Source organism: Leifsonia sp. Y862 (genome assembly GCF_057669585.1).
On record NZ_JBYHFR010000002.1, the window covers coordinates 11,093 to 38,086 of the forward strand.

General features: G+C 64.1%; 24 protein-coding genes and 3 tRNA genes. 20 read left to right on the top strand and 7 right to left on the bottom strand.

Annotation, left to right across the window (positions count from 1 at the left end):
- Nucleotides 1-210: 210 nt before the first annotated feature.
- Nucleotides 211-1,230 carry a DMT family transporter gene (locus AC25Z0_RS10200; RefSeq protein ID WP_488133146.1) on the top strand — a complete coding sequence of 340 codons (1,020 nt, stop codon included), beginning with the start codon at nt 211-213 and terminating at the stop codon, nt 1,228-1,230.
- Here AC25Z0_RS10200 and AC25Z0_RS10205 read toward each other — a convergent pair.
- Nucleotides 1,183-2,034, bottom strand: a complete 852-nt coding sequence (locus tag AC25Z0_RS10205; RefSeq protein ID WP_488133147.1) for an RDD family protein — start codon at nt 2,032-2,034, stop codon at nt 1,183-1,185. The genes AC25Z0_RS10200 and AC25Z0_RS10205 overlap by 48 nt on opposite strands.
- A 17-nt stretch (nt 2,035-2,051) precedes the next feature.
- Here AC25Z0_RS10205 and AC25Z0_RS10210 point away from each other — a divergent pair, with 17 nt between their 5' ends.
- On the top strand, nt 2,052-3,047 hold the full coding sequence (locus tag AC25Z0_RS10210; protein ID WP_488119552.1) for a stage II sporulation protein M: 996 nt from the start codon (nt 2,052-2,054) through the stop codon (nt 3,045-3,047).
- A gap of 13 nt (nt 3,048-3,060) precedes the next feature.
- On the opposite strand, the gene AC25Z0_RS10215 is transcribed toward AC25Z0_RS10210, so the two are convergent.
- Both AC25Z0_RS10215 and AC25Z0_RS10220 read right to left on the bottom strand, forming a co-directional pair.
- Nucleotides 3,061-3,549 (bottom strand): YajQ family cyclic di-GMP-binding protein, encoded by a 489-nt coding sequence (locus AC25Z0_RS10215; protein WP_414804481.1) that lies wholly within the window; start codon nt 3,547-3,549, stop codon nt 3,061-3,063.
- An 87-nt stretch (nt 3,550-3,636) separates the two neighbouring features.
- Nucleotides 3,637-4,656, bottom strand: coding sequence for a LacI family DNA-binding transcriptional regulator (locus tag AC25Z0_RS10220; protein ID WP_488119553.1), 1,020 nt, complete (start codon nt 4,654-4,656; stop codon nt 3,637-3,639).
- A gap of 187 nt (nt 4,657-4,843) precedes the next feature.
- Here AC25Z0_RS10220 and AC25Z0_RS10225 point away from each other — a divergent pair.
- The 4 genes from AC25Z0_RS10225 (at nt 4,844) to AC25Z0_RS10240 (ending at nt 7,778) form a co-directional block, all read left to right on the top strand.
- A tRNA-Tyr gene (locus AC25Z0_RS10225) sits at nt 4,844-4,928 on the top strand.
- A gap of 154 nt (nt 4,929-5,082) precedes the next feature.
- A complete protein-coding gene (locus tag AC25Z0_RS10230) occupies nt 5,083-5,292 on the top strand; it encodes a DUF2795 domain-containing protein (protein ID WP_488119554.1) in 210 nt (69 codons plus the stop codon).
- 58 nt (nt 5,293-5,350) lie between these two features.
- Nucleotides 5,351-6,199 (top strand): inositol monophosphatase family protein, encoded by an 849-nt coding sequence (locus AC25Z0_RS10235; protein ID WP_488119555.1) that lies wholly within the window; start codon nt 5,351-5,353, stop codon nt 6,197-6,199.
- Between the two features lie 337 nt (nt 6,200-6,536).
- Nucleotides 6,537-7,778 carry a M23 family metallopeptidase gene (locus tag AC25Z0_RS10240; RefSeq protein WP_488133148.1) on the top strand — a complete coding sequence of 414 codons (1,242 nt, stop codon included), beginning with the start codon at nt 6,537-6,539 and terminating at the stop codon, nt 7,776-7,778.
- On the opposite strand, the gene AC25Z0_RS10245 is transcribed toward AC25Z0_RS10240, so the two are convergent.
- Complete coding sequence (locus AC25Z0_RS10245) at nt 7,775-8,344, bottom strand: DUF6611 family protein (RefSeq protein ID WP_488133149.1); 570 nt, start codon at nt 8,342-8,344, stop codon at nt 7,775-7,777. The two genes, AC25Z0_RS10240 and AC25Z0_RS10245, sit on opposite strands and share 4 nt — an antisense overlap.
- 184 nt (nt 8,345-8,528) lie before the next feature.
- On the opposite strand from AC25Z0_RS10245, the gene AC25Z0_RS10250 reads away from it, so the two are divergent.
- Both AC25Z0_RS10250 and AC25Z0_RS10255 read left to right on the top strand, forming a co-directional pair.
- Nucleotides 8,529-8,675, top strand: coding sequence for a hypothetical protein (locus AC25Z0_RS10250; protein WP_488133150.1), 147 nt, complete (start codon nt 8,529-8,531; stop codon nt 8,673-8,675).
- A 4-nt stretch (nt 8,676-8,679) separates the two neighbouring features.
- Nucleotides 8,680-9,201 (top strand): hypothetical protein, encoded by a 522-nt coding sequence (locus tag AC25Z0_RS10255; RefSeq protein WP_488133151.1) that lies wholly within the window; start codon nt 8,680-8,682, stop codon nt 9,199-9,201.
- A 76-nt stretch (nt 9,202-9,277) separates the two neighbouring features.
- Here AC25Z0_RS10255 and AC25Z0_RS10260 read toward each other — a convergent pair whose 3' ends face one another.
- Entirely contained in the window at nt 9,278-9,856 is a 579-nt protein-coding gene (locus tag AC25Z0_RS10260) for a hypothetical protein (protein WP_488133152.1), read from the bottom strand.
- Between the two features lie 435 nt (nt 9,857-10,291).
- On the opposite strand from AC25Z0_RS10260, the gene kdpF reads away from it, so the two are divergent.
- The 6 genes from kdpF to AC25Z0_RS10290 are packed head-to-tail and all read left to right on the top strand — an operon-like array spanning nt 10,292 to nt 18,090.
- Complete coding sequence (gene kdpF / locus AC25Z0_RS10265; RefSeq protein WP_488119561.1) at nt 10,292-10,381, top strand: K(+)-transporting ATPase subunit F; 90 nt, start codon at nt 10,292-10,294, stop codon at nt 10,379-10,381.
- Nucleotides 10,382-12,055, top strand: a complete 1,674-nt coding sequence (kdpA, locus tag AC25Z0_RS10270) for a potassium-transporting ATPase subunit KdpA (RefSeq protein WP_488133153.1) — start codon at nt 10,382-10,384, stop codon at nt 12,053-12,055.
- Nucleotides 12,056-12,058: 3 nt separating this feature from the next.
- Entirely contained in the window at nt 12,059-14,221 is a 2,163-nt protein-coding gene (kdpB, locus tag AC25Z0_RS10275; RefSeq protein ID WP_488133154.1) for a potassium-transporting ATPase subunit KdpB, read from the top strand.
- A gap of 31 nt (nt 14,222-14,252) precedes the next feature.
- A complete protein-coding gene (gene kdpC, locus AC25Z0_RS10280) occupies nt 14,253-14,861 on the top strand; it encodes a potassium-transporting ATPase subunit KdpC (RefSeq protein WP_488133155.1) in 609 nt (202 codons plus the stop codon).
- Between the two features lie 2 nt (nt 14,862-14,863).
- Nucleotides 14,864-17,377: a DUF4118 domain-containing protein gene (locus AC25Z0_RS10285; RefSeq protein ID WP_488133156.1), complete on the top strand. Its 2,514-nt coding sequence runs from the start codon at nt 14,864-14,866 to the stop codon at nt 17,375-17,377.
- Nucleotides 17,374-18,090, top strand: coding sequence for a response regulator (locus AC25Z0_RS10290; protein ID WP_488133157.1), 717 nt, complete (start codon nt 17,374-17,376; stop codon nt 18,088-18,090). The genes AC25Z0_RS10285 and AC25Z0_RS10290 overlap by 4 nt, the downstream gene beginning before the upstream one ends.
- A 114-nt stretch (nt 18,091-18,204) precedes the next feature.
- Here AC25Z0_RS10290 and AC25Z0_RS10295 read toward each other — a convergent pair whose 3' ends face one another.
- Entirely contained in the window at nt 18,205-19,878 is a 1,674-nt protein-coding gene (locus AC25Z0_RS10295) for a glycoside hydrolase family 13 protein (RefSeq protein WP_488133158.1), read from the bottom strand.
- 173 nt (nt 19,879-20,051) lie between these two features.
- On the opposite strand from AC25Z0_RS10295, the gene AC25Z0_RS10300 reads away from it, so the two are divergent.
- The 6 genes from AC25Z0_RS10300 to AC25Z0_RS10325 all read left to right on the top strand — a co-directional run bounded on the left by AC25Z0_RS10300 (nt 20,052) and on the right by AC25Z0_RS10325 (nt 26,054).
- Nucleotides 20,052-21,287 (top strand): sugar ABC transporter substrate-binding protein, encoded by a 1,236-nt coding sequence (locus tag AC25Z0_RS10300; protein WP_488133159.1) that lies wholly within the window; start codon nt 20,052-20,054, stop codon nt 21,285-21,287.
- 93 nt (nt 21,288-21,380) lie between these two features.
- On the top strand, nt 21,381-23,006 hold the full coding sequence (locus AC25Z0_RS10305) for an ABC transporter permease subunit (protein ID WP_488133160.1): 1,626 nt from the start codon (nt 21,381-21,383) through the stop codon (nt 23,004-23,006).
- Entirely contained in the window at nt 23,006-23,911 is a 906-nt protein-coding gene (locus AC25Z0_RS10310) for a sugar ABC transporter permease (protein ID WP_488119570.1), read from the top strand. The genes AC25Z0_RS10305 and AC25Z0_RS10310 overlap by 1 nt, the downstream gene beginning before the upstream one ends.
- 23 nt (nt 23,912-23,934) lie before the next feature.
- Nucleotides 23,935-25,791 (top strand): glycoside hydrolase family 13 protein, encoded by a 1,857-nt coding sequence (locus AC25Z0_RS10315; protein WP_488133161.1) that lies wholly within the window; start codon nt 23,935-23,937, stop codon nt 25,789-25,791.
- An 83-nt stretch (nt 25,792-25,874) separates the two neighbouring features.
- A tRNA-Thr gene (locus tag AC25Z0_RS10320) sits at nt 25,875-25,946 on the top strand.
- Between the two features lie 34 nt (nt 25,947-25,980).
- Nucleotides 25,981-26,054 (top strand) — tRNA-Met (locus tag AC25Z0_RS10325).
- A gap of 65 nt (nt 26,055-26,119) precedes the next feature.
- On the opposite strand, the gene AC25Z0_RS10330 is transcribed toward AC25Z0_RS10325, so the two are convergent.
- Complete coding sequence (locus tag AC25Z0_RS10330) at nt 26,120-26,860, bottom strand: FadR/GntR family transcriptional regulator (protein ID WP_488133162.1); 741 nt, start codon at nt 26,858-26,860, stop codon at nt 26,120-26,122.
- Nucleotides 26,861-26,994 lie beyond the last annotated feature (134 nt).

Below are 26,994 nucleotides of genomic sequence, written 5' to 3' on the forward strand. Positions count from 1 at the left end.
AAACAACTTCTTAATATCTTTGTTACAAACCACTGAAATAAAGCAATGGCGAAGCACGAACGTCGATTGGTTGATACAAAACCACGTTTGAGAACTCGATGAGCACGTTCCATTAGGCGAATGCTGTGTCGACGAACGATGATTGGCCCAGCGAACAACGACGTGGAAGCGAGCACGAATGTCCGGCACATCTGCGGAACGAATCGAGGCGTGAACGCGAGCGGCCGCACGGCGCGATCGGTGGGGGAGTCTGCCGCACTGGTGGTGCTTCTGGCGTCGACGTGGCTGATTGTCGGAGCGTCACTTCATGAAGCCAGTACGGCGATTGTGTCGGCGGGGCGGACGGGGTTCACCGTCATGGGTTTGCTGGCCCTCACGTGGTGGTCGGTGTCCAGAACGCCATCGTCTTCGAGAAACGACGATTCCTCCCGTGCGACCCCATCCCGATACCGCTGGTGGCAGGTGGTGCTCCTCGCGCTGACCGGCGTGAGTGCCTATACGGTACTGTCAACCGTTGCAATCAGCCTGAGCGGCCCCGCGCTGCCAACCTTGGTCATGGCGCTCACGCCGGCCGTGGTCCTGGTCGCCGAAGCGCTCACGACCCGCACTCGCCCGCCAGCACGCGTGATCGCTGGAACGACCCTCGCGGTCACAGGCGCCGTTGGCTACGTTCTTCCCCAGCTTTCGGACGCGACAGCTCAGGGAGTCGGGCTCGGTGCCTGTGTCGCAGTCGCGGCAATGTTGTCGATGGTGTTCTACACCCTGTACTTCGCGAGGGTGAACCGTGGGTATCAGGGAGCGATGGCTCCGCGGATCCTGCCGATCTTTGGGGTGGGCGCCATTCCTCTCGCGGTCTGGGGCGCGATGCGGGTTGCGGCTGGCGACAGCGTCAACTGGTCGTCGATCGGGATGCTGGCGTTCCTCGGTTTCGTGATTTACGTCCCCGTCTATCTCCTCCAGCATCGGCTCCTCGTGACGAGCGGGCCCTCGTACGTGGCGCTCCTCGGGCTCGCCACTCCGGTTTTGGTCGGAGCCAGCTCTGCGGCGCTACACCTGGCAGCGGTCCCCACACCCTTTCAGATCGCAGGCATGACGCTGACGCTATTCGGGATGTTCCTTGTTATCCGACGCAAGCCCGCTCCCGCACTGATCCACGAAGCGGTGCGCACGCCTGAACCGGCGTCAGCGGGTGGGGAAGTCGTGGGGTTGCCCGGTGAGCACGGGGCGTAACCGGCTCAGCTGGTTTCGCTCCAGCATGAGTGCCGTGTATTCACGTTCGCGGCGCAGAGCGTGGACACCGGCAAGGAAGGCCTCCGGGTGGCACTGCGGGACAGGTGAGACAAAAGGTGTGGCTTCATGGGCCAGTTCTGCGCCGATGCGCGCCCGACTCGTGGGGCTGAGCTTGGCTGCCTGCTGGAGGAACTGCGAGATTCGGCGAGTGAGGGCGTCTGGCAGGGGTGCGACATCCGCTGTCTCGGCCCAGGCGCTGAGCTCAGGAGGCATGCCGAACACCACGTTTGTGAGTTGGGGGACCCGCTCGTGCTGGCTGTACGTTCCGGCCAGGAGATCGCCCAGGCGCTTTGATCGAGAATTGAGGAGCCCGGCCACGGCCGCGATGCCGCCGAAGGTCATGTAGATCTCGATCACCCCGACGAGCGCACGAATGAACGAGTGCCGCAGCCCGATGGCGCCGCCATCGTCACGCACGATGCGCGCCCCGACCGCTAGCTTGCCGAGGGACCTGCCACCGGTCGCTGTCTCGACCAGTGTCGGCACGATGAGGATGGCGAACACCAGGCCGGCGATGGAGAGCGCCTGCATGAAGGCGGCGTCGAGGGAGTCGGCGAACAGCCAGCTCACGATCAGGACAAGTGCGAGGTAGAGCCCGATGTAGGCGAACCAGTCGATGATGGTGCCCGCTGCCCGCAGGATGACGCTCGCCGGACGTACATCAAGCGCGACGGCCTCGCCCGTCACGAGTTCGTACTCGCCGGGGACATCTTCGTCGTGGACGGGCACCTGCAGGTCTGCCATGTCTACTATTGAACCAGATGGACCTCGACGCATACACGGCAGCGCATCGCGCCGAATGGGACCGCCTCGCCGAACTCGGCCAACGGCGGCGTTTGTCGGGTGCGGAAGCCGACGAATTAATCGAGTTGTACCAGTCGGGTGCCACCCAGCTTTCGGCGATCAAGACCACCGCCGGTTCCACGGTGCAGGGCGATCGGCTGTCGGTGGCGCTGTCGCGGGCGCGGCTCCGCTTCACCGGAACCAGCACGAATCTGATGTCGCAGCTTCCCCAGTTCTTCCTGCTGCAGCTGCCCGCCGCGCTGTACCGGTTGCGCTGGATCACGCTCGCCGTTGCCGTCGTGACCGTTCTCGTCGCCTGGCTCTACGCCTCGTGGGCCCTCAGTGATCCCCGGGTGCTCGCCAATTTTGGCTCGGACGCCGACCTGCAGAAATTGGCCAGCGACGACTTCGTCAACTACTACTCAGAGAACCCGGCCGCGTCATTCGCGGGGCAGGTGTGGACGAACAACGCCTGGATTGCCGCGCAGTGCATCGCCTTCGGCATCCTCGGCGTCTATGTGCCGTACATCGTGCTGCAGAACGCGCAGAACGTGGGCGTCTCAGCTGCCGTGATGTTCGCCTACGACAAGGGGGACGTGTTCTTCCTGTACATCCTGCCGCACGGACTACTTGAGCTCACGGCGATCTTCGTGGCGGCGGCCGGCGGGCTCCGCATCTTCTGGGCGTGGATTGCGCCTGGGGCCAGGACCCGCGGGCAGGCGCTCGCCGAGGACGGCCGTGCGCTCTTCACGGTGGCGATCGGCCTGGTCTTCGTGCTGCTCGTCTCCGGCATCATCGAAGGATTTGTGACCCCGGCGCCGTGGCCATGGCCCGTGAAGATCGGCATCGGCGCTGCGGCGCTCTGCGCGTTCCTCGCCTACATGCTCATCCTGGGGCGCAGGGCATACAGAGCCGGCGAGACCGGCGACCTGGGCGAGTTTGACTCTGGCGCACGTCGGATCTTCGCCGGCTGAGTGCCGGTTCTCGCTAGCGGAAGTTCACGAACTGCAGGGCGACATCGAGGTCTTTGCCCTTGAGCAGCGCCATGGTGGCCTGCAGGTCGTCGCGGCTCTTGGAGCTGACACGCAGCTCGTCGCCCTGGATCTGGCTCTTGACGCTCTTGGGCGCCTCGTCGCGAATGATCTTGTTGATCTTCTTCGCGTTCTCCTGGTCGATGCCGGCCTTCAGCGTTGACTCGATGCGGTATTCCTTGCCAGACGGGTACGGGTCACCAGCGTCGATGCTGCGCAGGGAGATGCCGCGCTTGATGAGCTTGGCTTCGTAGACCTCGAGGATCGCCTTGACGCGCTCCTCGCTGGTGGCCTTCATAAGCACCTTGTCGCCGCTCTGCTCAATCGAGGCTCCGACGTTTTTGAAGTCGTAGCGCTGAGCGACCTCTTTCTGAGCCTGGTGGAGGGCGTTGTCGGCCTCCATCTGGTCGACTTTGCTGACGATGTCGAACGTTGAATCTGCCATACCTGCCATGTTACCGAGTACGCACGCTGACGGCGTCTGGTGTGGCGGAACGGGCCGGACTGTTCAGTGCGAGGTTCAGTGCGAGGTTCAGTGCGAGGCGGGGCTGGCTGTACTGGAGCGCACGATCAGTTCAAACGGCATTGGGGTGCTCAACCCCGACTGGTCGTGCTGGCCAGGGTGCAGCTGGTCCATCAGGATCTCCACGGCCTTCTGGCCCTGGCCCTTGGGGAACTGGGCGATCGTGCTCAGCCCGAAGAAGTCGGCGAGGTCGTGGTCGTCGACGCCGATGACGGACACATCTCGCGGAACGATCAGGCCGAGGTCACGGGCAGCAAGGATGGTGCCCATCGCCATCTCATCCGATGCAGCGAAGATCGCCGTCGGTCGGTTGTGCGGGGTGCCGAGGAGTTGCTTGGCCGCCTGGTAGCCACCGCGCATGGTGAAGTCAGCCGGCTGGAACAGCTCGGGGGCCAACGGGATGCCCGCGGCATTCAGCGCAGCCTCGTAGCCGAACCGGCGGTTCGTCGGGAGATGGAAATCGAGGTCGTAGTCCTTATTACCGCCGATGTGGGCGATGCGGGTGTGGCCAAGCGCAAGCAGATGCTCGGTCGCCAGCCGCGCGACGGCAATGTCGTCAATGGTGAGGGTGCGCACCCCTTCAAGAGGACCGCCAACGCCCACCAGCGGCTTATTCAGCGCGTGCAGGCGCGTGACCTCGCTCTCGGTCAGCTCGAGAGAGATGGCGATGACGGCATCCACTCGCTGTCGCAGCAGGAAATGCTCGAAGACGCTGCGACGTTCCTCACCTCCACCCGTGAGGTTATAGAGGGTGAGGTCGTAGCCGTTGCGCAGCAGCGATTGCTGGGCGCCTTCGACGACGCTGGAGAAGAACCAGCGGTTGAGGAACGGCACCACGACGCCAATGTTCTTCATGCGACCGGATGCCAGGCTCGACGCATTCGAGGAGACAACGTACCCGAGGTCGGCGGCAGCCGTCTCGACCTTGAGCTTCGTCGGAGGGGAAACGTGTCCGTTGCCGCTCAGCGCGCGGGAAACCGTTGCAGTGGAGACACCCGCGCGGCGGGCGACCTCGTCGATGCCAACCATTGTTACCTCGTCGTGGTGGGTGGGGTGTGCTTGATCTTATCGACCGAGCACGAAATCGCCCCTTTCGCGCCATTTTGGAACCAATTTGGCGCGGAAGGCCCTCTCAATTTCTCGTGGGGGCCAAGTCATGAGTATTCTTGATGAGCGTCTTCGGTCAGGTGATTTTTCATATGGTCGGGTGCGCACTGGCGAGTTACCCAAGCGGCCAAAGGGATCTGACTGTAAATCAGACTGCTCAGCATTCGGGGGTTCGAATCCCTCACTCGCCACCAATACACGTAAGGCCCCCAGCGATTCGCAGGGGGCCTTCGCTGTTTCTCCTGAGCCACTGTGAGCTCCCGTCAATCCGTTGATTCCCTGCCATGCCGCGCGTAACGTTGGGCTGTACCGAGCGCATGGTTTTTCTCACCAGGGAAGGGGAAGGCGATGAACGTAACAGGGCGCATGAACCGCTTCCTGTCAGGGATGGAGTACCCGGCCAGGCCGGAGGATCTCATTCGTGAGGCGCAGCGAGGCGGTTTCTCCGACGATGATGTGCTTCCGCTCGCAACGTTGAATGAGCGGTCGTATCAGGGTGCCGTCGACGTTCGCCGGGCGCTCGCGCACAACGAAGCTCCGCTCGCTGTCATTTCTTAGAGCACCAGAACGGCTTAGGGCACCAGATCGGCAAAATCGGCGAGGGTACGCTGGTCGCATGTCGACTCCAACGCCTGCTGATCTGCCAACGCCTGCTGAACTGCTGGGCCTCGCCACGACGATCGCGCTCGCCGCTGGGGAGCTTGCACGCACCCGGCGCGAGGAGGGCGTTGAGGTCGCCGCGTCCAAGTCGGCACCAGAAGACATCGTGACGCACGCAGACCGCGAGACAGAGGTGCTCATCCGTCGGTTGATCGCCGTGGTACGCCCCGATGACGGTTTCTACGGCGAGGAATCGGATGCGACGTCCGGCACCTCAGGACTGACGTGGGTCGTAGACCCGATCGATGGCACCGTGAACTTCCTCTACGGCATCCCGAGCTATGCGGTGAGTATTGCCGTCGTTGCCGGTGAGGCCGACCCGCAGACCTGGAGCGCGCTGGCCGGTGTGGTGTTCAACCCGGCCAGTGGCGAACTGTTCACAGCGGCGGCAGGGGAGGGCGCATACCTCGGCGACCAGAAGCTGGCAGTCACCAGCGGCGTCGCCCTGAACCTTGCCCTCATCGGCACCGGATTCTCGTACTCGGCTGCCAGGCGCAAGCGCCAGGCCCAGGTGGTGCATGGCCTGATCGGCGAGGTGCGTGACATCCGTCGCATCGGGTCAGCAGCTCTCGACCTGTGCAATGTGGCAGCCGGCCGGCTGGACCTCTATTACGAACGTGGATTGAACCCGTGGGACCACGCTGCCGGTGCGCTGATCGCGGCGGAAGCGGGCGCTCGCGTTGGCGGTTTCGACGGAGCCAAAGCTGGCCAAAGCTTGACGATCGCGGCGGCACCTGATCTCTACGACACGGTTGAGCCCCTCCTGGCAGAACTTTTTTCACAATTCATGACCGACGAAGACTGATCGCCTGCTCCTGTGGCTTCTGCCCCCGCTGACCAGCGAGTGACTGGCGACGCGGTATTTGGTCGTGGAGACCGGTCTGGAGTGTAAGGCGTGATCCGCCCCCTTTTCTGGGGGCAAACGCGTGCTCTTCCTTTGAAGTCTCGTGGCTGGCGGGATAGCCTTTTACCAATTCGTTATTTTGGCGTTGGCCAAGATGAGCATTTAAATCCCGTCACTTAGCGAGAGCACTCACCTTTTGTCACGTCACTCCTCAGCCTCTGATGCTTCGGCATCTCGGCCGGTCGAAGCTGCGTTGACAGTGCCTGCGCCGACGGAAACCGTGGCCATAGCGCCGGTTATGCCACTTACCCGTCGCGAAATGCGCGAACTCGAGCGACGCGGCGCAGCACCGGCAGTGCCGGCACCTGCAGCCCAGGCCTCACCCGCCGCGGACACAGTGCCGGCAGCCAGCGACGCTCAGACGGTCATCGTGCCGGCCGCAGTGGCCCCCACTGGCCCCTTTGCCGCTGACGTTCCCACTGTTACGGTGCAAACGATGGTTATTCCCGTCGTGCGTCACGGTAACGGCACCGAAGACAACGAAGTGCCGTCGACGACGACGTCCACTGAAATTCCGCTGCTGTTCACCTCGAGACGTGAGCAGCGCGCACAGGCAGCTGCGGCAGCACCCACGATGCGTGCCAATTTCGCTCCGTTCAAGAGGTCGGATGCCAAGGCATCCGCTCGCACATCGCACTCCGTCTCTGACGCAGAGCGTCCGGCGAGCAGCTGGAGCCCCAGTACCTCTGTAAGGAACAGGGCGACGGCTGAACGCACGAAGCCTGTAGCACTCACCGCTGCCGCCCCAACGGGCCGCATGCGCAAATTGGCCGCCCAGGGAGCATCGTTCGCGGCCATGGCCGTCGTAGCCCTGATCGCCGTGTCGACCTCGATCCCGGCCGAAGCCCTCTTGTCGTCGGCCGACGTGCAGGCTGCCGCCATTGAAGCCACGAAGTCGTCGCAGACGGAGCCGTCGCAGAGCCTGTCGGTGGCTGCCAGCGGCACGGTGACGAGCGGTGCATCGGTGGAACGCGATGGCTACGAATCCAAGAGCATCGCCGAAGTCGCCGCGGCAAGCGGTATTCGCCTTGAGAACACGTTCACGAACAACCCGAACGGCACTATCCAGTGGCCGTTCTCCGTTGGCGTGCACGTCGGTGACGAATTCGGTTCCCGCGACTGCGCCGGTTGTTCATCGAACCACCAGGGCCAGGACTTCAACCCAGGCCTCGGCGCGCCGATCCAGGCCATCGCAGACGGTGTCGTGAGCTACACGCAGGACGGCAACGGCAGCCTCGGCGTGCACATGATGATCGATCATGTGATCGACGGCGAAGTCGTGACCAGCGTTTACGCGCACATGATCCACGGTTCGATGCTGTTCGAGACCGGTGACCTGGTCAAGGTGGGCGACATCATCGGCAAGACGGGCACAACGGGCATGTCGACCGGCCCGCACCTGCACTTCGAGATTCGCCTCGGCGGAGTGAACGGCGTTCACGTCAACCCGCTGGTCTGGCTGAAGGCCAACACGAACTAGGTGTTTGGCGAACCTTGCACTGTGGGCAGGGCGTCGTAAATGGCCGTGAGCCGCGCCTCATGGTCGACCGCATCGATCGCGCCGATGGAAAGCAGCGTATCGAGCGCGGTGAGCTGACGGACCGTTGCGCGCAGGCGCTCGACATCGCCGACGACTTCGGCTCCCCTGACCGTGGCCAACTCCGCAACGGCGATCGAACGGATGCCGGCACGCACGTCCCTGGTCATCGTTGCGGCGGCCCACAGGCCAGCGCAATAGAGTGCGACCGCAGTCGTTGCGACGAGCACGGGCGGCCATGGGGCGAGAACCATAGCGACGGCCAGGGTGAAGAATGCCCCTGACAGTGGCCACGACCGGTGGAAATGCAGCGCACGTCGTTCGCCAGCAGTCGTTCCTGGCGGATAGACGCTCAGCCGCGTGCTCACCCACCCAGAGCGGATGCTGGGGCTCACGTCTATGCGCCCCCACCGGTGCTCGCCCTCCACCGCCCGACGGAAGAGCTCACGGGCGAATGGAGAGATGTTGCGCGGCTGTCCGGCGCCGGGGAGAGGTTGTTGCGTGGTCACGCTCTGACGCTAGTGACGTATACGCGCCGCCAGCCGGGGCCTAACGGAATCCATGCACTCCCGCTGCCCGTCGTTGACGAGCCGTGCATGCGTTGTGTGAGCAAATGGCGCATTGCCGAACCGAATGTGCACGGGTTTTGTTAGCACGCGCGCGATGGAGCGGCCCGAGAGGTAGACCCTTTCCATGACATTTCTTATGCACAGCGCTGCGACGCCAGTGGCAGACGCCACCCAGTCCGCCCCGGCCGCGTCCCGTCAGCCGGTCGTTCTCGTTCTCGTTCCGGACGATGACGAGGAAGCCGACCTGCCCTTTTCTCACTGCAGGCGGTGATCCGATGAGCCTGATGCACACGATCGCATCGATGCGAAACCTGGCGCTGCACCTGTCTGCCCTGGAAGCCTGGCCGGAGTACACGGTGTTGGGCGCGACGGATGTCTGGGTCGTCGGCGCCTCCATGGCCCAGATCGCAGAACGGACGGGCACGCCGTGCGTGCGCACCGCTGCCGCACCTACCCCGTTGATCGCGACAGGAGCTGTGGGTGTGGTCCGCCCAGCGCACACGCGCTTCGTCTCTGTCGTCGTCACGCGGGTGCAGGAGATCCTGCCGCACGCGGCCGGCGACGGCCGTGACGTCTGGGTCGACGCAGAGCTCGACGGTTGCGTTCCCATTCTCGGTGAATGCCGGCTCATTGGCCGGAGGAGCTCAACTCGAACCCAGCGGGTGCATCTCCGCCCGATAGCGGCGCAGGCGACCTCAGTTGTGCTGCTTCCCCGTGACCTGGCAATCGGTGACCTGATCGCATTCCCCAGTGCAGAACCTGCAGCACTCCACGACCTGCGCTTTCGCGGCGCCTGAACGGCAACGCTCCTGAACGACAAAGAAGGGGGCGAGTGGATGCATCCACTCGCCCCCTTCTGCGTGCCCAGTACGGCTAGCCGAGCCGGCTCAACCAGCTCTGGTTCACGACGTCCAGTGCGTCGACCACCTCTCGTTCTCGCGCCGACCTGAGCTCACGCAGCACCACCATGGCTGCACACGGAATCGCGAGCAGGTCTCCGACCCTGACGTCGGATGGCAGGCTGGCTGCACCGTTCATCTCGCAGGGCACGCATCCGCCATGGGCTTCATCGGCAAGGACCGTTGCTCGCACGTGGTGCGCGGTGGAGGGGCGCCCGATGAGTCGCAGCTCGCACCATACGACCGGAATCCGATCGAGACACGCATCCACGAGAACGATTCGGTCGTCGTCGCAGGTGCCGAGAACCGCCGTGACGGTGACGACGATGACCGCAGCCTGGTCGACAGACGATGCGCGCCCGCCGGTGCCAGGAATCACGGCTGCCGCGGTGTGAATACACGGGGAGTCGCAGATCTCAACCAATCGCAGCATCGAAATCCCAGACACCACCACGTCGGTCGTCGAGACCTGGGTGTGCTCTGGCCACAGGTTGATATTGATGGGATCGGGGATGCTGCGACGCAGCGATGGCATGAGCGAAGTGAGGGTCATGAGGGTCAGGTCTACGCCAGGTCAGGTGCCGTCTGAGGTGTGTGAACGGCATCCATACGGGTATCTGGCCAAACCCTACGGTCTTCACACGGTGTCAGGTCGGTGCCATGTGTCTTCGCGGATTTCGAGACGCTCGCTGGCGCTCGCTCCTCAATCAACGGGGTGCCGCAGGCGCCGAGGGCCGGCCGTATGGATGCCGTGAGGATTTGCGCGAAGGCCGTGTGGGAATCGTTAGGGCCGGGAATCTGCCGTGAATACGGGTATCTAATCGGATGCTGTGCCGCTGTACCACCGTGCCACCGCGGCAGGCGCGCCCCGACCGGGTCGCGTCATCCCTCTCCAGATGGAGTCTTTCGTGCTTGACATTGTTTACGTGCTCGGCATCATCGCCGTGTTCGCGCTTGTCGGCGTCATCGGGCGGGGGGTTGAGAAGCTGTGATCTTCTTCGACCTCCTGGCCGCCGCGCTGGCCGTTGCCGCCGTGGTGTACCTCGTATACGCCCTCGTGAAACCGGAGCGCTTCTAAATGGACGTATTCTTCGCGATCCTCCAAGTCGCCACCCTGGCTCTCATCCTCGCTGTGCTCTACCGTCCCCTCGGCGAGTACATGGCGCGCATTTACACGTCAACGAAAGACCTCGCGATCGAGCGTGGCTTCTACCGGCTCATCGGAGTGGATGCCCGCGCAGAGCAGACCTGGCAGTCCTACCTGCGCGGTGTGCTGGCGTTCTCCGCAGTCGGAGTGGTGTTCGTCTACCTGCTGCAGCGCTTCCAGGCCGCGCTTCCATACTCCCTGGGGTTGCCGGCCGTTCCCGAGGGGCTGTCGTTCAACACCGCAGCGTCGTTCGTCGCCAACACCAACTGGCAGTCATATTCCCCTGAACTGACGATGGGATACACGGTGCAGATCGCCGGCCTCGCCGTGCAGAACTTCGTCTCTGCCGCAGTGGGCATCGCAATCGCAATCACGCTCGTGCGTGGCTTCGCCCGGCGAAAGTCCGGCACGATCGGCAACTTCTGGGTCGACCTCACGCGTGGCACCCTGCGCCTGCTGCTCCCCATCTCAGTGCTCGGCGCGCTCGTGCTGCTGGCCAGCGGTGGGATCCAGAACTTCAACGGCTTCACAGAACTCACCACGCTCGTCGGCGGAACACAGAACCTGCCAGGCGGCCCCGTCGCGTCGCAGGAAGCGATCAAGAACCTCGGGACCAACGGTGGTGGCTTCTTCAACGCCAACGCAGCGCATCCGTTTGAAAACCCGAACGCCTGGACGAGCCTGCTGCAGAACGTTTTGATGCTGATGATTCCGTTCGCCCTGCCGCGCACCTTCGGCCGCATAGTCGGCAGTCACAAGCAGGGGTACACGATCCTCGCCGTGATGGCGACAATCTTCACCGTCTCACTCGCCTGCCTGAGCTTCTTCGAGGCGAGAGGTGCCGGCACAGCGCCAGAGCTCGCCGGCGGAGCCATGGAAGGCAAGGAGGCGCGCTTCGGGATCTTCGCGTCCACCCTGTTCGGGTCGACCAGTACCCTCACCTCAACCGGTGCAGTGAACTCGATGCACGACTCATACACCGCGCTCGGCGGCATGATGCCGATGATCAACATGATGCTCGGCGAAGTCGCCCCTGGCGGCGTCGGCTCCGGTCTCTACGGCATGCTGATCCTCGCTGTCATCGCCGTCTTCATCGGCGGACTGCTCGTCGGCCGCACGCCGGAGTACCTCGGAAAGAAGATCGGCCCGAAGGAGATCAAGCTCGCCAGCCTCTACATCCTGGTGACGCCGACCCTCGTGCTTGTCGGAACCGCACTGTCGTTCGCGATCCCGGCCATCAGAGCGGATGTCGAATCGACGTCCATCTGGAACCCCGGCATCCACGGCATGTCAGAGGTGTTGTACGCCTTCACCTCTGCGGCGAATAACAACGGCTCCGCGTTCGCCGGCCTCACCGCGAACACGCCGTGGTTCAACACCGCACTGGGTGTTGCGATGCTGCTCGGGCGCTTCATCCCGATCGTCTTCGTGCTCGCACTGGCCGGCTCCCTCGCCGCGCAGGACAAGATTCCACCCACCAGCGGAACGCTGCCCACCCACCGACCGCAGTTCGTCGGCCTCCTCATCGGTGTGACTGTCATTGTGACGGCCCTCACCTTCTTCCCCGTTCTCGCGCTGGGTCCCCTGGCGGAAGGGCTGCTGTAAACCATGTCCATAACAACACCAACGTTGCCTGCACCGGAGAAATCCGGCGTCGGGCACGACACGAAGACCTCGAAGGGTGCCTTCAGCTTTGACCAGCTGGTCGCCGCCCTGCCAGGTGCATTCCGAAAACTCGACCCGAGGCTGATGTGGCGGAACCCCGTCATGTTCATCGTCGAGATCGGCGCGCTCTTCACCACGGTGCTGGCGTTCGCAGAACCCTTCCTCGGTGGGGCGGAATCCTCCGGCGGGAGCACGGTTCCCGGCAGCTTCACCTGGGGCATCGCGCTCTGGCTGTGGCTCACGGTGATCTTCGCGAACCTCGCCGAATCAGTCGCGGAGGGCCGCGGGAAGGCACAGGCAGACAGCCTGCGGAAGACCCGCACGAGCACGATGGCCTGGCGGGTCAGCAACTACGACGAGGTCACGGATGCCGCAGCAGAGCGTTCCGGCCTGCACGACGTGTCGTCGGCAGAGCTGGCGCTCGGAGACATTGTCGTTGTCACGGCCGGCGAACTCGTCCCCGGTGACGGAGACATCGTCTGGGGCATCGCCTCTGTCGACGAATCCGCCATCACGGGCGAGTCAGCGCCGGTGATCAGGGAGTCGGGCGGCGACCGCAGCGCCGTCACCGGCGGCACGAGGGTGCTCTCAGACCGCATCGTCGTTCGGATCACCTCCAAGCCTGGTGAGACGTTCGTCGACCGGATGATCGCCCTGGTCGAAGGGGCCTCTCGTCAGAAGACGCCCAACGAAATTGCCCTGAACATCCTGCTGGCCAGCCTGTCGATCATCTTCGTGATCGTCACCCTGACCCTGAATCCGATCGCGTCGTACTCGGCAGCGACCGTCAGCCTGCCGGTGCTTGTCGCCCTGCTGGTCTGCCTGATCCCGACCACCATCGGCGCCCTGCTGTCTGCGATCGGCATCGCAGGCATGGACAGGCTCGTGCAGCACAACGTGCTGGCCATGTCAGGTCGTGCCGTCGAGGCGGCCGGTGACGTCACCACGCTGCTCCTGGACAAGACAGGCACGATCACGTACGGCAACCGCCAGGCGTCCGAGTTTGTGCCGCTCGGCGGGGTGAGCCACGCAGAGCTCGTGCGGGCCGCAGCGCTCTCCTCCCTTGCGGACCCCACCCCAGAGGGCAAGTCGATCGTTGACCTTGCCCATGAGCAGGGCGTGCACGTGGGCGAATTCGCGGTGGGCGACATCGTGCCGTTCACCGCCCAGACCCGGATGAGCGGCCTTGACCAGCCAGATGGCACCCTGATCCGCAAGGGTGCAGGCTCTGCCGTCATCGCCTGGATCGAAGAAGGGCAGCGGGCCGCAAGCTCAGTGCTCGCCGATCTTGAATCGCACGTCGAACGCATCTCGCAGGACGGCGGAACCCCGCTGGTCGTCGCGGTGAAATCCCCGGAGGGCGTCGGCACGATCCTCGGCGTTGTGCACCTCAAGGACGTTGTGAAGGAAGGGCTGTCTGAGCGTTTCGCAGAACTGCGCGCCATGGGCATCCGCACCGTCATGATCACCGGTGACAACCCGCTGACCGCGAAGGCGATCGCCGCTGAAGCCGGGGTGGATGACTTCCTCGCGGAGGCCACCCCTGAGGACAAGCTCGCGCTGATCCGTCGGGAGCAGGAGGGCGGGCACCTCGTCGCCATGACCGGTGACGGAACCAACGACGCCCCTGCCCTGGCCCAGGCCGACGTCGGTGTCGCGATGAACTCTGGCACCTCGGCGGCGAAGGAAGCCGGGAACATGGTCGACCTCGACTCTGACCCGAGCAAGCTCATCGACATCGTGCGCATTGGCAAGCAGTTGCTTATCACCCGCGGTGCGCTGACCACGTTCTCGATCGCCAACGACATCGCCAAGTACTTCGCCATCATCCCGGCGATGTTCATGGGCGTGTTCCCTGGCCTCGCCGTGCTGAACGTGATGGGGCTGCACTCGCCATCATCGGCCGTGCTGTCCGCCATCATCTTCAACGCCGTGGTCATCGTCGCTCTCATCCCGCTGTCTCTGCGCGGCGTGAAGTATCGGCCGCTCAGCGCCTCGAAGATCCTCAGCCGCAACCTGCTGGTCTACGGCCTCGGCGGCATCATCGCCCCCTTCATCGGAATCAAGCTGATCGACCTGTTCGTCACCTTGATCCCCGGCTTCTAACCGTGCCTCACCCAAGAAAGAAGACAACGAAATGAGTTCACCTCGCACCGGCTTCCGCCACTACGGGGTCGCCATCCGCGCCATGCTCGTGCTCACCGCCGTCCTCGGCGTTGTCTACCCGCTGGCGATCACCGGGGTCGGCCAGCTGGCCTTCCCCGCGCAGGCCAACGGCTCCACCGTCGAAGTGAACGGCAAAACTGTCGGTTCCGCCCTGATCGGGCAGTCGTTCTCCGATGCCGACGGCAACCCGCTGCCTGAATGGTTCCAGCCGCGCCCGTCAGCGGCCGGTGACGGCTACGACGCCGGCGCATCCAGCGGCAGCAACTGGGGGCCGGAGAACGCCGACCTCATTGCAGCCATCGACGAACGCCGGGCGCAGATCGCCGAGTTCAACCAGGTCGCGCCCGCGGACATCCCCGCCGATGCACTGACCGCGTCGTCGTCAGGGCTCGACCCGCACATCAGTCCCGCATACGCGCTGCTTCAGGTAGAGCGCGTTGCGGCGGCACGCGGCCTGACAGCGGATGCGGTGCGCGCCCTGGTCGAGAGCAAGACCCAGGCGCGTGACCTCGGGTACCTGGGCGAACCGACGGTGAACGTGCTGCAGCTCAACCTCGCACTCGGCGAGCTGAAGGGCTAGCCATGAAACGAGGGCGGCTTCGAGTGCTGCTCGGTGCCGCTCCCGGTGTCGGAAAGACCTTCACCATGCTTGAAGAGGGCAAACGGCTGCTGGGCGAAGGTAAAGACGTGGTTGTCGCGGTCGTGGAAACCCACGGCCGCGCCGCCACGATCGCAATGACGCACGGTCTGGAGATCGTGCCACCCACCAGCGTCTCCCATCGCGGCGTTGAGCTGGATGAGATGGACCTTGACGCTGTCCTGCGGCGAAACCCGGCGGTTGCGCTGGTCGATGAGCTCGCTCACACCAACGCTCCTGGATCGCCGAATGAGAAACGCTGGCAAGACGTCGAGACGCTGCTTGCTGCCGGCATCAACGTCATGTCGACGGTGAATATCCAGCACATCGAATCATTGAACGATGTCGTGCAGCAGATCACGGGAGTCCCACAGCGCGAAACGATCCCCGACGGTGTGCTGCGCGCTGCCGACCAGATCGAAGTTGTCGATCTGGCGCCGCAGGCTTTGCGGGATCGTCTCTCCGATGGGCACGTCTACCCGACGGAACGCATCGATGCTGCGCTGTCCAACTACTTCAGGCTCGGCAACCTCACCGCGCTGCGTGAACTGGCGTTGCTGTGGCTGGCCGACGAGGTCGACAGTGCGCTCAAGAATTATCGGGCAGAGCAGGGCATCGACAGCACCTGGGAGGCCCGGGAACGGGTCGTTGTCACCCTTACCGGGGGACCGGAGGGTGAGACCCTGCTGCGCCGTGGTGCGCGGATTGCCGCGCGCTCTGCGGGAGGGGAGCTCCTGGCAGTGCACATCACCAGCCAGGACGGTCTCAGAACCGCCCATCCGGAGGCGCTGGCCGCCCAACGGGCCCTGGTTGAAAAGTTGGGCGGAACGTACCACCAGGTCATCGGAGACGACATTCCGCATTCGCTTGTGGAGTTCGCGAAGGCGGCGAATGCCACCCAGCTTGTCATTGGGGTCAGCCGGCGTAGTCGGCTGCAGGCGGCCATGACCGGTCCGGGGATCGGCGCCACCGTCATCCGCGAATCAGGCAACATCGACGTGCACATTGTGAACCACGCTGGTGCAGGCGGCCGCTTCACACTTCCTCGAATCTCCGGTGGGCTCACCACCAAGCGCCGGGTCTATGGTCTCGCCATCGCCCTGATCGGCGGACCGCTGCTGAACTGGCTGCTGATCACCCTGCGCACCACCGACTCCATCACCAGCGATGTGCTGGCCTATCAGCTGCTGGTTGTGCTGGTCGCGATTGTCGGCGGCATCTGGCCAGCACTGTTCGCCGCGCTGCTCTCCGGCCTCACCCTCGACTACTTCTTTGTCGAACCGCTCTATACCGTCACCGTCGACAAGCCGCTGCACCTTCTGGCCCTGGTGCTCTACATCCTCAACGCAGTGCTGGTCAGCTACGTCGTCGACCAGGCCGCTCGGCGATCACGGGCGATGTCGCGCGCGGCAGCCGAATCAGAGTTGCTCGCCACGATCGCCGGAAGTGTGCTCCGTGGGCAAGGCGCGCTCCAGGCGCTGGTCAGCCGCACCCGGGAAGCCTTCAACCTCACCGGGGTGCGCCTCATGAAGGGCGACCAGGTGCTGTGCGTCGACGGGGAGCCGGCTGGTGAGACCTTCAGCACCATCCCCGTCGGAAGCCGCGCGATACTCGAGCTCCACGGGGCAGACCTGGCCTCGTCCGAACGTCGGCTCCTGGCTGTCATCGCCACACAGATTGATGCTGCACTTGAACATTCAGACCTCAGCGAGACGGCGAGGGAGGTCGGCCCACTCGCCGAAACCGACCGGGTGAGAAGCGCGCTGCTCTCCGCGGTCAGCCACGATCTCAGGCGTCCGCTCGCGGCCGCCACTGCCGCGGTCACCGGGCTCCGCTCCACAGAGGTGTCGTGGTCACCCGTTGACAGGGCAGAGCTGCTGGCCACGGCAGAGGAGAGTCTTGCCACCCTGTCCAGCCTGGTCACCAACCTGCTGGATGTCAGCCGGTTGCAGGCCGGCGTGCTGGGGATCTCGTTGGCGCCGGTCGACGCGGAAGACGTGATCCTGCCGGCCTTCGACGAGCTGGGCCTGGGCCCTGGAGACGTCGAACTCGACCTCGACCCCGTGCTGCCGGCGCTGCTGGCCGATGCCGGACTGTTGCAGCGGGTCGTCGTGAATCTCCTCGCCAACGCTCACCGTTTCGCCCCAGAGGGAACGCGCGTGCGCATCTCGACCAGCAGCTTCGGAAACACCGTGCAGATTCGCGTCATTGACCATGGCCCCGGCATCGCCGCTGAACGGCGCGACGAGGTCTTCGTGCCATTCCAACGTCTCGGCGACACCGACAACCTCACCGGACTCGGCCTCGGGCTCGCGCTCTCCAAGGGATTCGCAGAGGGGATGGGAGGCAGCCTCGACACCGAAGACACCCCTGGCGGCGGGCTCACCATGGTCATCACCCTTCCCGCTGGTGAACGCCAAGACCCCCAGCGACAGGAAAACCGACAGGAAACCGCATGAAAATCCTTATAGCCGACGACGACCCGCAGATCCTCCGCGCCCTGCGCATCACCCTGTCAGCGCGCGGCTACGACATCATCACCGCAGCGAACGGCACGGAAGCGGTCAACGCGGCCATCGAGCACAACCCCGATCTCTTCATGCTCGACCTCGGCATGCCCCAGCTGAACGGCATCCAGGTGATCGAAGCGCTCAGGGGCTGGACTCGTGCGCCCATCCTGGTGGTGTCTGGCCGCACGGGTGCCGGGGACAAAGTGGATGCGCTCGACGCCGGCGCCGATGACTACGTGACCAAGCCGTTCGCCATCGACGAGCTGCTGGCGCGAATCAGGGCGCTCACGCGCCGGGTGCCGAACCAGGAGGCGACGCCGGTTGTCACCATTGCGAACATCTCCATCGACCTGGCAGCCAAGAGCATCACCAGGGTCGGTGCTGCCGGTTCTGCCGGCGCTGCCGGTGCAGAGCTGGTGCGCCTCACGCCGACCGAATGGCAGGTGCTCGAGCTGCTCGTGCGGAACGCAGGCAAGCTGGTCACCCGGCAGAGCCTGCTCACCGAAATCTGGGGGTCAGAGCACATCACAGACACCGGCTACCTGCGGCTCTATATCGCCCAGCTCCGCAAGAAGATCGAACCGGACCCTGGCCGACCGCGCTACCTGCTCACCGAATCAGGCATGGGCTATCGGTTTCAGCCAGACCCGGTCGTTGGTTGAGGAGGCCGCCAGGCCGTCTCGAAACCACCGAGGGCCGATCTCCGGAAGTTCAGAGATCGGCCCACTGGATTTCGAGACACTCGCTGGCGCTCGTTCCTCAATCAACGAGGAGGATTACGCGCGGATCCAGGCGGTGGTGTCACCGGGCAGCGTGCGACCGGCCAACGCTTCGCTGCTGAGCAGGATCTCGCCGTCCGGCAGTTCAACGGAATCAGAACCCGTGTTGGCGATGACGATCAGGTCGCCGTTGCGGAACGCCGCGACATCCGTTCCGTAGCCGTCAAGCCACTCGACGGCGCCGAGCGCCAGGCCCAGCTCGCGGCGCAGCTTCAGCGCGAGCGTGTAGAGCTCAAGCGTGGAGCCTGCGACGCCGGCCTGAACGTCGCGGGCAAGTTCTGCCCACTCTGTGGGCTGCGGCAGCCAGCTCTGGTCTGACGGGCCGAAGCCGTATGAGGGGCTGTTGGCCTCCCAGGGAATCGGCACGCGGCATCCGTCACGGCCATAACGCTCGTGGTTGGTGCGGAACCAGGTCGGGTCCTGACGGGCTTCGTCAGGCAGGTCGACGACCTCTGGCAGGCCGAGCTCCTCGCCCTGGTACAGGTAGCTGGAACCCGGGAGCGCGAGCATGAGGCTCGTGGCTGCACGTGCACGGCGGAGTCCGACGACCGGGTCCGGCAGGCCGGGGGTCTTCGGGCCGATGCCGTGTCCCTGCAGGTTCTCTGCGGTGAGGGCAAGGCGGGAGGCGTGACGCACGACGTCGTGGTTGGAGAGCACCCAGGTGCTTGGGGCGCCGACCGCGCCGAATGCCTCAAGCGACGCATCGATCACCGAGTGCAGCGCAGCAGCGTTCCACGGGGTCTCGAGGTACGCGAAGTTGAACGCCTGGTGCATTTCATCAGGGCGCACCCACTTGGCGACCTGGGACAGCGGGTCGACCCAGGCCTCTGCGGCCAGGATGCGGTCGCCGGGGTACGAGTTGAGCAGCTCGCGCCAGTCACGGTAGATCTCGTGCACGCCTTCCTGCGCCCAGTAGGGAGCAGGAGCCGGCGGCTCGGTGCTGATCGCGGGTTCGAGGGTGGCGCTGCCGCCGCCCATGCTGCCGCCTTCGGCCGGCGGGAAGTAGTCGGGCAGGCCTGCTGCCTTGATCATGCCGTGTGCAACGTCGACGCGGAAGCCATCGACACCACGGTCAAGCCAGAAGCTCAGGATGTCGCGGAACTGCTCGCGCACCCAGGGGTTGTCCCAGTCGAGGTCGGGCTGAGTCGTGTCGAACAGGTGCAGATACCACTGGCCCGGCGTGCCATCGGCCTCGGTCACGCGCGTCCAGGCGCGGCCGCCGAACACCGATTCCCAGTTGTTCGGGGGAAGCTCGCCGTTCTCGCCCTTGCCTTCGCGGAACATGTAGCGTCCGCGCTCTTCACTGCCGGGCCCAGCAGCGAGTGCCGCCTGGAACCACGGGTGTTCGCTCGAGCTGTGGTTGGGCACGAGGTCGACGATGACGCGGATGCCGAGGTCATGTGCCTGGGTCAACATCACGTCGAAGTCGGCGAGGGTGCCGAACAGGGGATCGACGTCGCAGTAGTCGGCAACGTCGTATCCGGCGTCACGCTGAGGCGACGTGTAGAACGGCGAAAGCCAGATTGCGTCGATGCCCAGCTGCTTCAGTGCTGGCAGCCTGCTGGTGATGCCGGCAAGGTCGCCCATGCCGTCGCCATTGGCGTCCGCAAAGGAGCGCGGGTAGATCTGATAAATAACGGCGGTTCTCCACCACTCTGTGTTGCCTGTCATGAGCGATACCTTACGGCATTTGGCGCCTTTGGAAGCGTTTGCACAGTTGGCGGCGTGGGCGATCATCACGAACTGATCTCGATGGATAAACGTTGAGTTGTCAATCCGCGCACGAGCAGCTATACATGTAATCGCTTGCATTTTTGCCAGCATTCTCACGAAAGGCAACACCAATGACGGTGAAAAAGAATGGCCTTCTGACTGCTGGTGCAGTCATGGTCGTAGCTTCTCTGGCCCTGGTCGGATGTTCAGCTGGAGATTCTGGTGCTGGCGACAGCGCCGCATCCGCTTCGAGCACCCTGACCGTATGGGTTGACGCTGAACGCGTCGATGCGTTGAAGGACGCGGCAGCTGCGTACCAGGAGAAGACCGGCGTAGAGGTCGACCTCGTGTCGAAGGACACCGCGAAGATCAAGGATGACTTCATCCAGCAGGCGCCAACCGGTAAGGGTCCTGACGTGGTCATGGGCGCTCACGACTGGCTCGGCGAGCTGGTCACCAACGGCGTCGTGTCTCCCATCGAACTCGGCGACAAGTCGGCAGACTTCCTGCCCGTCGCCCTCAACGCGGCCACCTATGACGGCAAGGTCTACCAGCTGCCGTACGCCGTCGAGAACCTTGCGCTGCTCCGCAACGCTGACCTCGCCCCGACCGCTCCCACCAGCTACGACGACATGATCGCGCAGGGCACTGCCGCCGGTGTCACGTACCCGTTCATCGTGCAGCAGGGCACAGAGGGCGACCCGTACCACCTGTACCCGTTCCAGACCGGCTTCGGAGCACCCGTCTTCGGCACCGATGCGAACGGCGGCTATGACGCCACCAACCTCGAACTCGGCAACGCCGGTGGCGACTCATTCGCAACCTGGCTCGGCAGCCAGGGCAAGACCGGAACCGGCGTCTTCAACACGGAGATCACCGGCGACATCGCGAAGGAAGCCTTCACGACCGGCCAGGCAGCCTTCTGGCTGACCGGCCCGTGGAACGTCGCCGCTGCAACGGATGCCGGCATCAACGTCGCCGTTGACGCCATCCCGAGCGCAGGGCCTGAGACGGCGCAGCCGTTCGCCGGTGTGAAGGGCTTCTTCGTCAACGAGCAGAGCAAGAACAAGGTTGCCGCGAACGACTTCCTCGTCAACTACATCGCAACCGAAGACGTGCAGCTCGCGCTGTTCAAGTCTGGCAACGTTCTGCCCGCTCTGACTGCGGCCGCAGAGACCGCTTCGGAAGACCCGCTCATCGCCGGGTTCGCCGCTGCAGGCGCCAACGCTGTGCCGATGCCGGCCATCCCGGCCATGGGCCAGGTCTGGCAGTACTGGGGCATCGCGGAAGCCGCCATCATCAACGGTGCAGACCCGGTTGCCACCTGGCAGAAGCTGGCCGCCGACGTGCAGGCAGCAATCGGCTAACAGCAGCACCCCGAGCCCCCGGGGCCGTCGAATACACGGCAGCCCCGGGGGCTTTGTCCCATGCACCACAACGACGTGTCGAAAGTAAGAGCAATGAGCGCCACCATAGAAGAGGAAGCCGTCGTAGCCGGCCCCGAGAAGCCGCCCACGAAGCGGCAGAAGCAGGCCTCGAGCATCGCCGAATCGGCATCCGTCGGGGTCAAGACCCTGCTGGTCAAGATCGTGTCGCTTGGGCTGGTGGACGCCATCGCCGTCTACGCGCTGTTCATCCTGTTGGCCAAGGCCGAGTGGGTGATTCTCGCCCTCGTCGTCATCGTCACTGCCCTGGTGAACTGGATCTACTTCTCCAAGCGCAAGCTACCGGCCAAGTATCTGACGCCCGGTGTGATCTTCCTCGTCATCTTCCAGATCTTCGTGATCGGCTACACCGCATACATCGGCTTCACCAACTACAGCACGGGCCACAACGGCGATAAGAGCCAGGCCATCTCTGCTCTTATGGGCTCTGCGCTCGAACGCGTTCCTGACTCACCCACCTACGCCGTCACCGTGCTCGATCAGGCCGGGCAGCTCAACCTGCTCGTGACCGACCCAGACGGAGACGTGAGTGTCGGCAACGCTGACTCGCCCCTTCACGCCGTCGACAACGCCACGATGGAAGGCGGCAAGGCCGTCGCCCTCGATGGATACACCGCACTCAACTTCGCAGCCGTGCTGCAGCGCACCGACGAGATCACGGCCATGGCTGTGCCGTTCTCCAGCGACCCGAACGACGGTGCCCTCCGCACGTCAGACGGCAGCAGCGCGTACGTCTACAGCTCCACCCTCGAATTCGATGCCACGGCAGACACCATGACGGATGTCACCACTGGCACGGTCTACGCCGACACCGGGGATGGCGCCTTCACCGCGACGGACGGCACGCAGCTGCTGCCTGGCTGGAAGGTCAACGTCGGCTTCGACAACTTCACCCGCGCCTTCACGGAGGAGAGCATCCGCGGCCCGCTGATCGGCGTCACCCTGTGGACGTTCGCCTTCGCGCTCATCTCGGTCGCCTCGACCTTCTTCCTCGGCCTCTTCCTGGCCATCGTCTTCAACGACAAGCGGATGCGAGGACGCAAGTTCTACCGCATCGCAATGATCCTGCCGTACGCGTTCCCTGCCTTCCTCTCCGCACTGGTCTGGGCCGGAATGCTGAGCGAGAGCTTCGGCTTCATCAACCAGGTGTTGCTTGGCGGTGCCTCGATTCCCTGGTTGACCGACCCGACACTGGCGAAGATCAGCATCCTGGTCGTGAACCTGTGGCTCGGCTTCCCCTATATGTTCCTGGTCTGCACTGGTGCGCTGCAGTCGATTCCGGAAGAGCTCGAAGAAGCGGCCACCGTCGATGGCGCCAAGCCGTGGGCAGTGTTCAGGCTGATCAAGCTGCCGCTGTTGCTCGTGACGGTTGCGCCGCTGCTGATCTCGTCATTCGCCTTCAACTTCAACAACTTCAACCTCATCTATATGCTGACCGGCGGCGGGCCCCGTGACCCGGCGGCCAGTGTCAACGTCGGATCGACGGACATTTTGATCTCGATGGTCTACAAGGTCGCCTTCACGGGTCAAACCCGTGACTACGGCCTGGCCAGTGCGTTCTCGATCATCATCTTCATCGTCGTCGCGCTTATTGCCATCATCAGTTTCAGAAAAACGAAGGCGTTGGAGGAGCTCAGCTGATGCCAATCATCACTACTGCGTCAGGGGAGATCATCTCCACCCGCCGTCCATTCAGTTTCAGCCGTTGGTTTAGGGCGACAGGCTGGCGCCACCTCATCGGTGCCGTCCTGGTCGTGTTCTCCGTGTTCCCGCTGCTGTACGTGCTCTCTGCGTCGCTCAACCCGGCCGGAACGCTGACGGGATCGAACGCGCTCTTCTCCTCGATCGGCTTCGACGCCTACGAGCGCCTGCTGACCAACCCAGACCAGCCCTTCGCCGCCTGGTTCGGAAACACGCTGCTCATTGCCAGCATCACGGCGCTTGGCACCGTGTTCCTCGGTGCGCTCGCGGCATATTCCTTTTCGCGCATGCGCTTCACCGGACGTCGTGCAGGGCTGTTGACCATTGTGCTGGTGCAGATGTTTCCGCAGCTGCTGGCCGTCGTGGCGATCTTCCTGGTGATGAGCACGATCAGCGACATCTTCCCCGCCATTGGGCTGAATACCCACATCGGCCTGATCATGGTTTACATGGGTGGGGCGCTCGGCGTGAACACCTACCTGATGTACGGCTTCTTCAACACAGTGCCGTCGTCGATTGATGAGGCGGCGAAGATTGACGGGGCAGGGCACGCCCGGATCTTCTTCACCATCATTCTGCGGTTGGTCGGCCCGATCCTCTCCGTGGTGGCCCTGCTCTCATTCATCTCGACGGTGAACGAGTTCGTGGTGGCCAGCGTGCTCCTCATCGACCCGGAGAAGCAGACGCTCGCCGTCGGCCTCTACAAGCTGGTGTCGAACCCGAACTACGCCGACTGGAGCGCCTTCTCCGCCGGCGCCGTGCTTGCCGCGCTGCCGGTGATGGCACTGTTCCTGTTCCTGCAGAAGTACATTGTCGGCGGCCTGACGGCCGGCTCCGTCAAGTAGCGCCGGTCAAGTAAGTTCGAGTCATGACGCTGCTTCCGCACCACGACGGATCCCCGCTGTATGTGTCCACTCAGGAGCCGGAGCTCGGCGACGTCGTGCAGGTGCGCGTGCGAGTACCCGCCAGCTTCGGCGATGTGGCCTCGGTGCACACCAGGTCGAACCCGAATCGGGAGCCGAGGTTCGCGCCGGCATCCGTTGTAGCTGCTGCTGACGGTGCGGGCCATGGTTGGGACTGGTGGGAGGCATCCGTCGAGGTGGAGAACCCGGTGCACGGCTACCGGTTCCACCTGGCGATGGCCGACGGTCGGCAGTTCTGGTTGAACGCGACGGGCCTGCATGCTGTCGAAACCCTCGATTCTGAGGACTTCAAGCTGCTCGCGTACCCGGCTGCGCCTGACTGGGCCGCATCCAGCGTCATGTACCAGATCTTCCCGGACAGGTTCGGGCGTTCGATCGCCGCAGACGAGCGGGAGCTGCCGGAGTGGGCTATCCCAGCGGCGTGGGGCGACGAGGTTGACCAGCTGCCGCCTGGTCGCTCGCAGCAGTTCTACGGGGGAGACCTCGACGGCGTGATCGAACACCTCGATCACCTTGAGCGCCTCGGCGTCACGCTGATCTACCTGACTCCGGTGTTCCCAGGCGGGTCGAACCACCGCTACGACGCCTCGAGCTTCGACGAGGTTGACCCACTGCTTGGCGGTGACGAGGCGCTCATTCGCCTGGTTGACGCCGCGCATGCCAGAGGGTTCAAGATCATCGGCGACCTCACCTCGAATCACTCCGGCGACCGGCACGAGTGGTTCCTCGCTGCCCTCGGCAAACCGGATGCCCCTGAAAGCGAGTTCTATTACTGGCGGAATGCGGAGCACACGGCTTACGAGTCGTGGCTCGGTGTGCCCAGCCTGCCGAAGTTCAACTGGAACTCGACAGAGCTGCGCCGCCGCTTCATCGAGGGGCCGGACTCCGTCGTTGCCCGCTGGCTGAAGCCGCCGTTCAGCTTCGACGGCTGGCGTATCGACGTGGCGAACATGACGGGCAGGCTCAAGGACGAAGACCTGAATGCCGAGGTGCGCCAGACCATCCGCCGCACCATGATCGACATCAATCCAGACACGATCCTGCTTGGCGAGTCGACGAACGACGCATCGAGCGACTTCCAGGGCGACGCCTGGCACGGGGCGATGACGTACGCCAACTTCACCCGGCCGCTGTGGAGCTGGCTGTCAGAGCCTGGGAGCCAGGCCGGCGGTGGCATCGGCTTCGCCGCGAACCAGGTGCCGACGTTCACCGGACGGCAGTTCTTCGAGGCGCACACGCGGTTCGCGGCGGGCTTCCCGTGGCGCACCCGCCTGGCGACGATGAACGCGCTCGACACTCATGACACTCCGCGGTTCCGCACGAGGGCTCTCGTGGGAGCGATTCCTGTCGCGCTCGGGCTATCGGTCACGTTGCCCGGCATCCCTGTGGTGTTCGCTGGCGACGAGTTCGGCTTGACCGGTGTTGACGGCGAACACTCGCGGACCCCGATTCCGTGGGATCAGGCATCCGCTCCTGAAACCGAGCGAGTGATCGACCTGTACAGCGACCTGATCGCCCTCAGGCGATCCCAGCCGGCGCTGAATGGCGGCGGCATGCGCTGGCTGCATGTGGACGACGATCTTCTCCTGTTCGTGCGGGAGGCCGCGGAGGCATCCGTTCTCGTGCTGGCGGCGCGTACCGGAGGTGAACTGACGCTACCGGGGCACGCAGTGGCAGGAATCGCGGATGCGCAGCGAGAATTTGGCAGCGGAGAAATTGTGATTTCAGACGGAAACTTCCGCGTAATTACGGGGGAAACGTCGTTTACGGCGTGGGTTCTGCCCGGCGTTCGGGGGGTATAAGGCACCTCGTGTACGCAACCGGCCCGCCGGGGTGATAATCTAGTTCGGTTGCCAAAAGCGGCATGCTTCTCTTCGAGATGCGCGCCCCCTTAGCTCATTGGTAGAGCACTTCCTTGGTAAGGAAGAGGTAGTGGGTCCGATTCCCACAGGGGGCTCAGACTTGGTCGTAGTACTCTTCGATTAGGTTGCGGCGGGGTAGCTCAGGTGGTTAGAGCACACGGCTCATAATCGTGGTGTCGCGGGTTCAAGTCCCGCTCCCGCTACACGGACATTCGAAAAAGGCCCTGATTCCATTGGAATCGGGGCCTTTTTCATGCCTGCTTGACGCCTACTGGGTTCGCCCGGCTTGCGACATCGCGTATTCGAGTAGTTCCAGGTCGATCCCTGCGTGCTCGCGCGCGATCCTGCTCGCGTCGTCGGTGCGTCGTTCGCAGATCGCAGAGACCAGGTTCACATGCTCGAGCAGGGCGCGGCGTTCCATGGTGAGCATGCTTTCCCCTGAGCCCCAGAGATGCGCTGGGGCGACGATGCTCAGACCAGCCTCGAGGTCGACGAGCACCGTCTTCAAGGTTGTGTTGTGTGCGGCGTCGAAGATCGCGGTGTGAAGCAACTCGTCGGCGTGCTGCTTCTGCACGCCGGAATCCGCGTCGCGAAAGGCGTTGAGTCGTTGCTGTAAAACGAGGTTGTCGGCGCTTGTGTGGTTCTCAGCTGCCGCCCGCGCAATAGTTCCGTGGAGCCGTTCGATAGCGTCGCGGGTCTCAAGCATCGCGTCGAACCGAGCAGTCAGGGTGCGCTGAACAGAGTCGCTCGAGGTGGCTGCCCACTGCTCAAGCACGAACGATCCGCCGCCACGACCGAGTCGGGTCTCGAGCAGGCCGTGATCGACCAGCCGCGCGAGCGCTGCTCGCACCGTCATTCGTCCCACATGCAGGGACGCGGCCAGGTCGCGCTCTGCCGGCAGCTTCGACCCAGGCAGGTATTCGCCGATGGCAATCGCAGTGATCAAGCGGTCGGTGACTTCGTCAGCTTGTGACGGGGTGGCCACCGGCGTGCCGAGTGCACCAGCCATCGAAGTCCCCATTCCTCGTGCATTCTGGCGGCATCCGTCTTCGGCTTCCGCGTTACGACCATGTCAAGACTCAACAATGGTCTTGGCACAAGACCATTAATGCGCCATGATATTGCACACCCACCTGCGCCGGC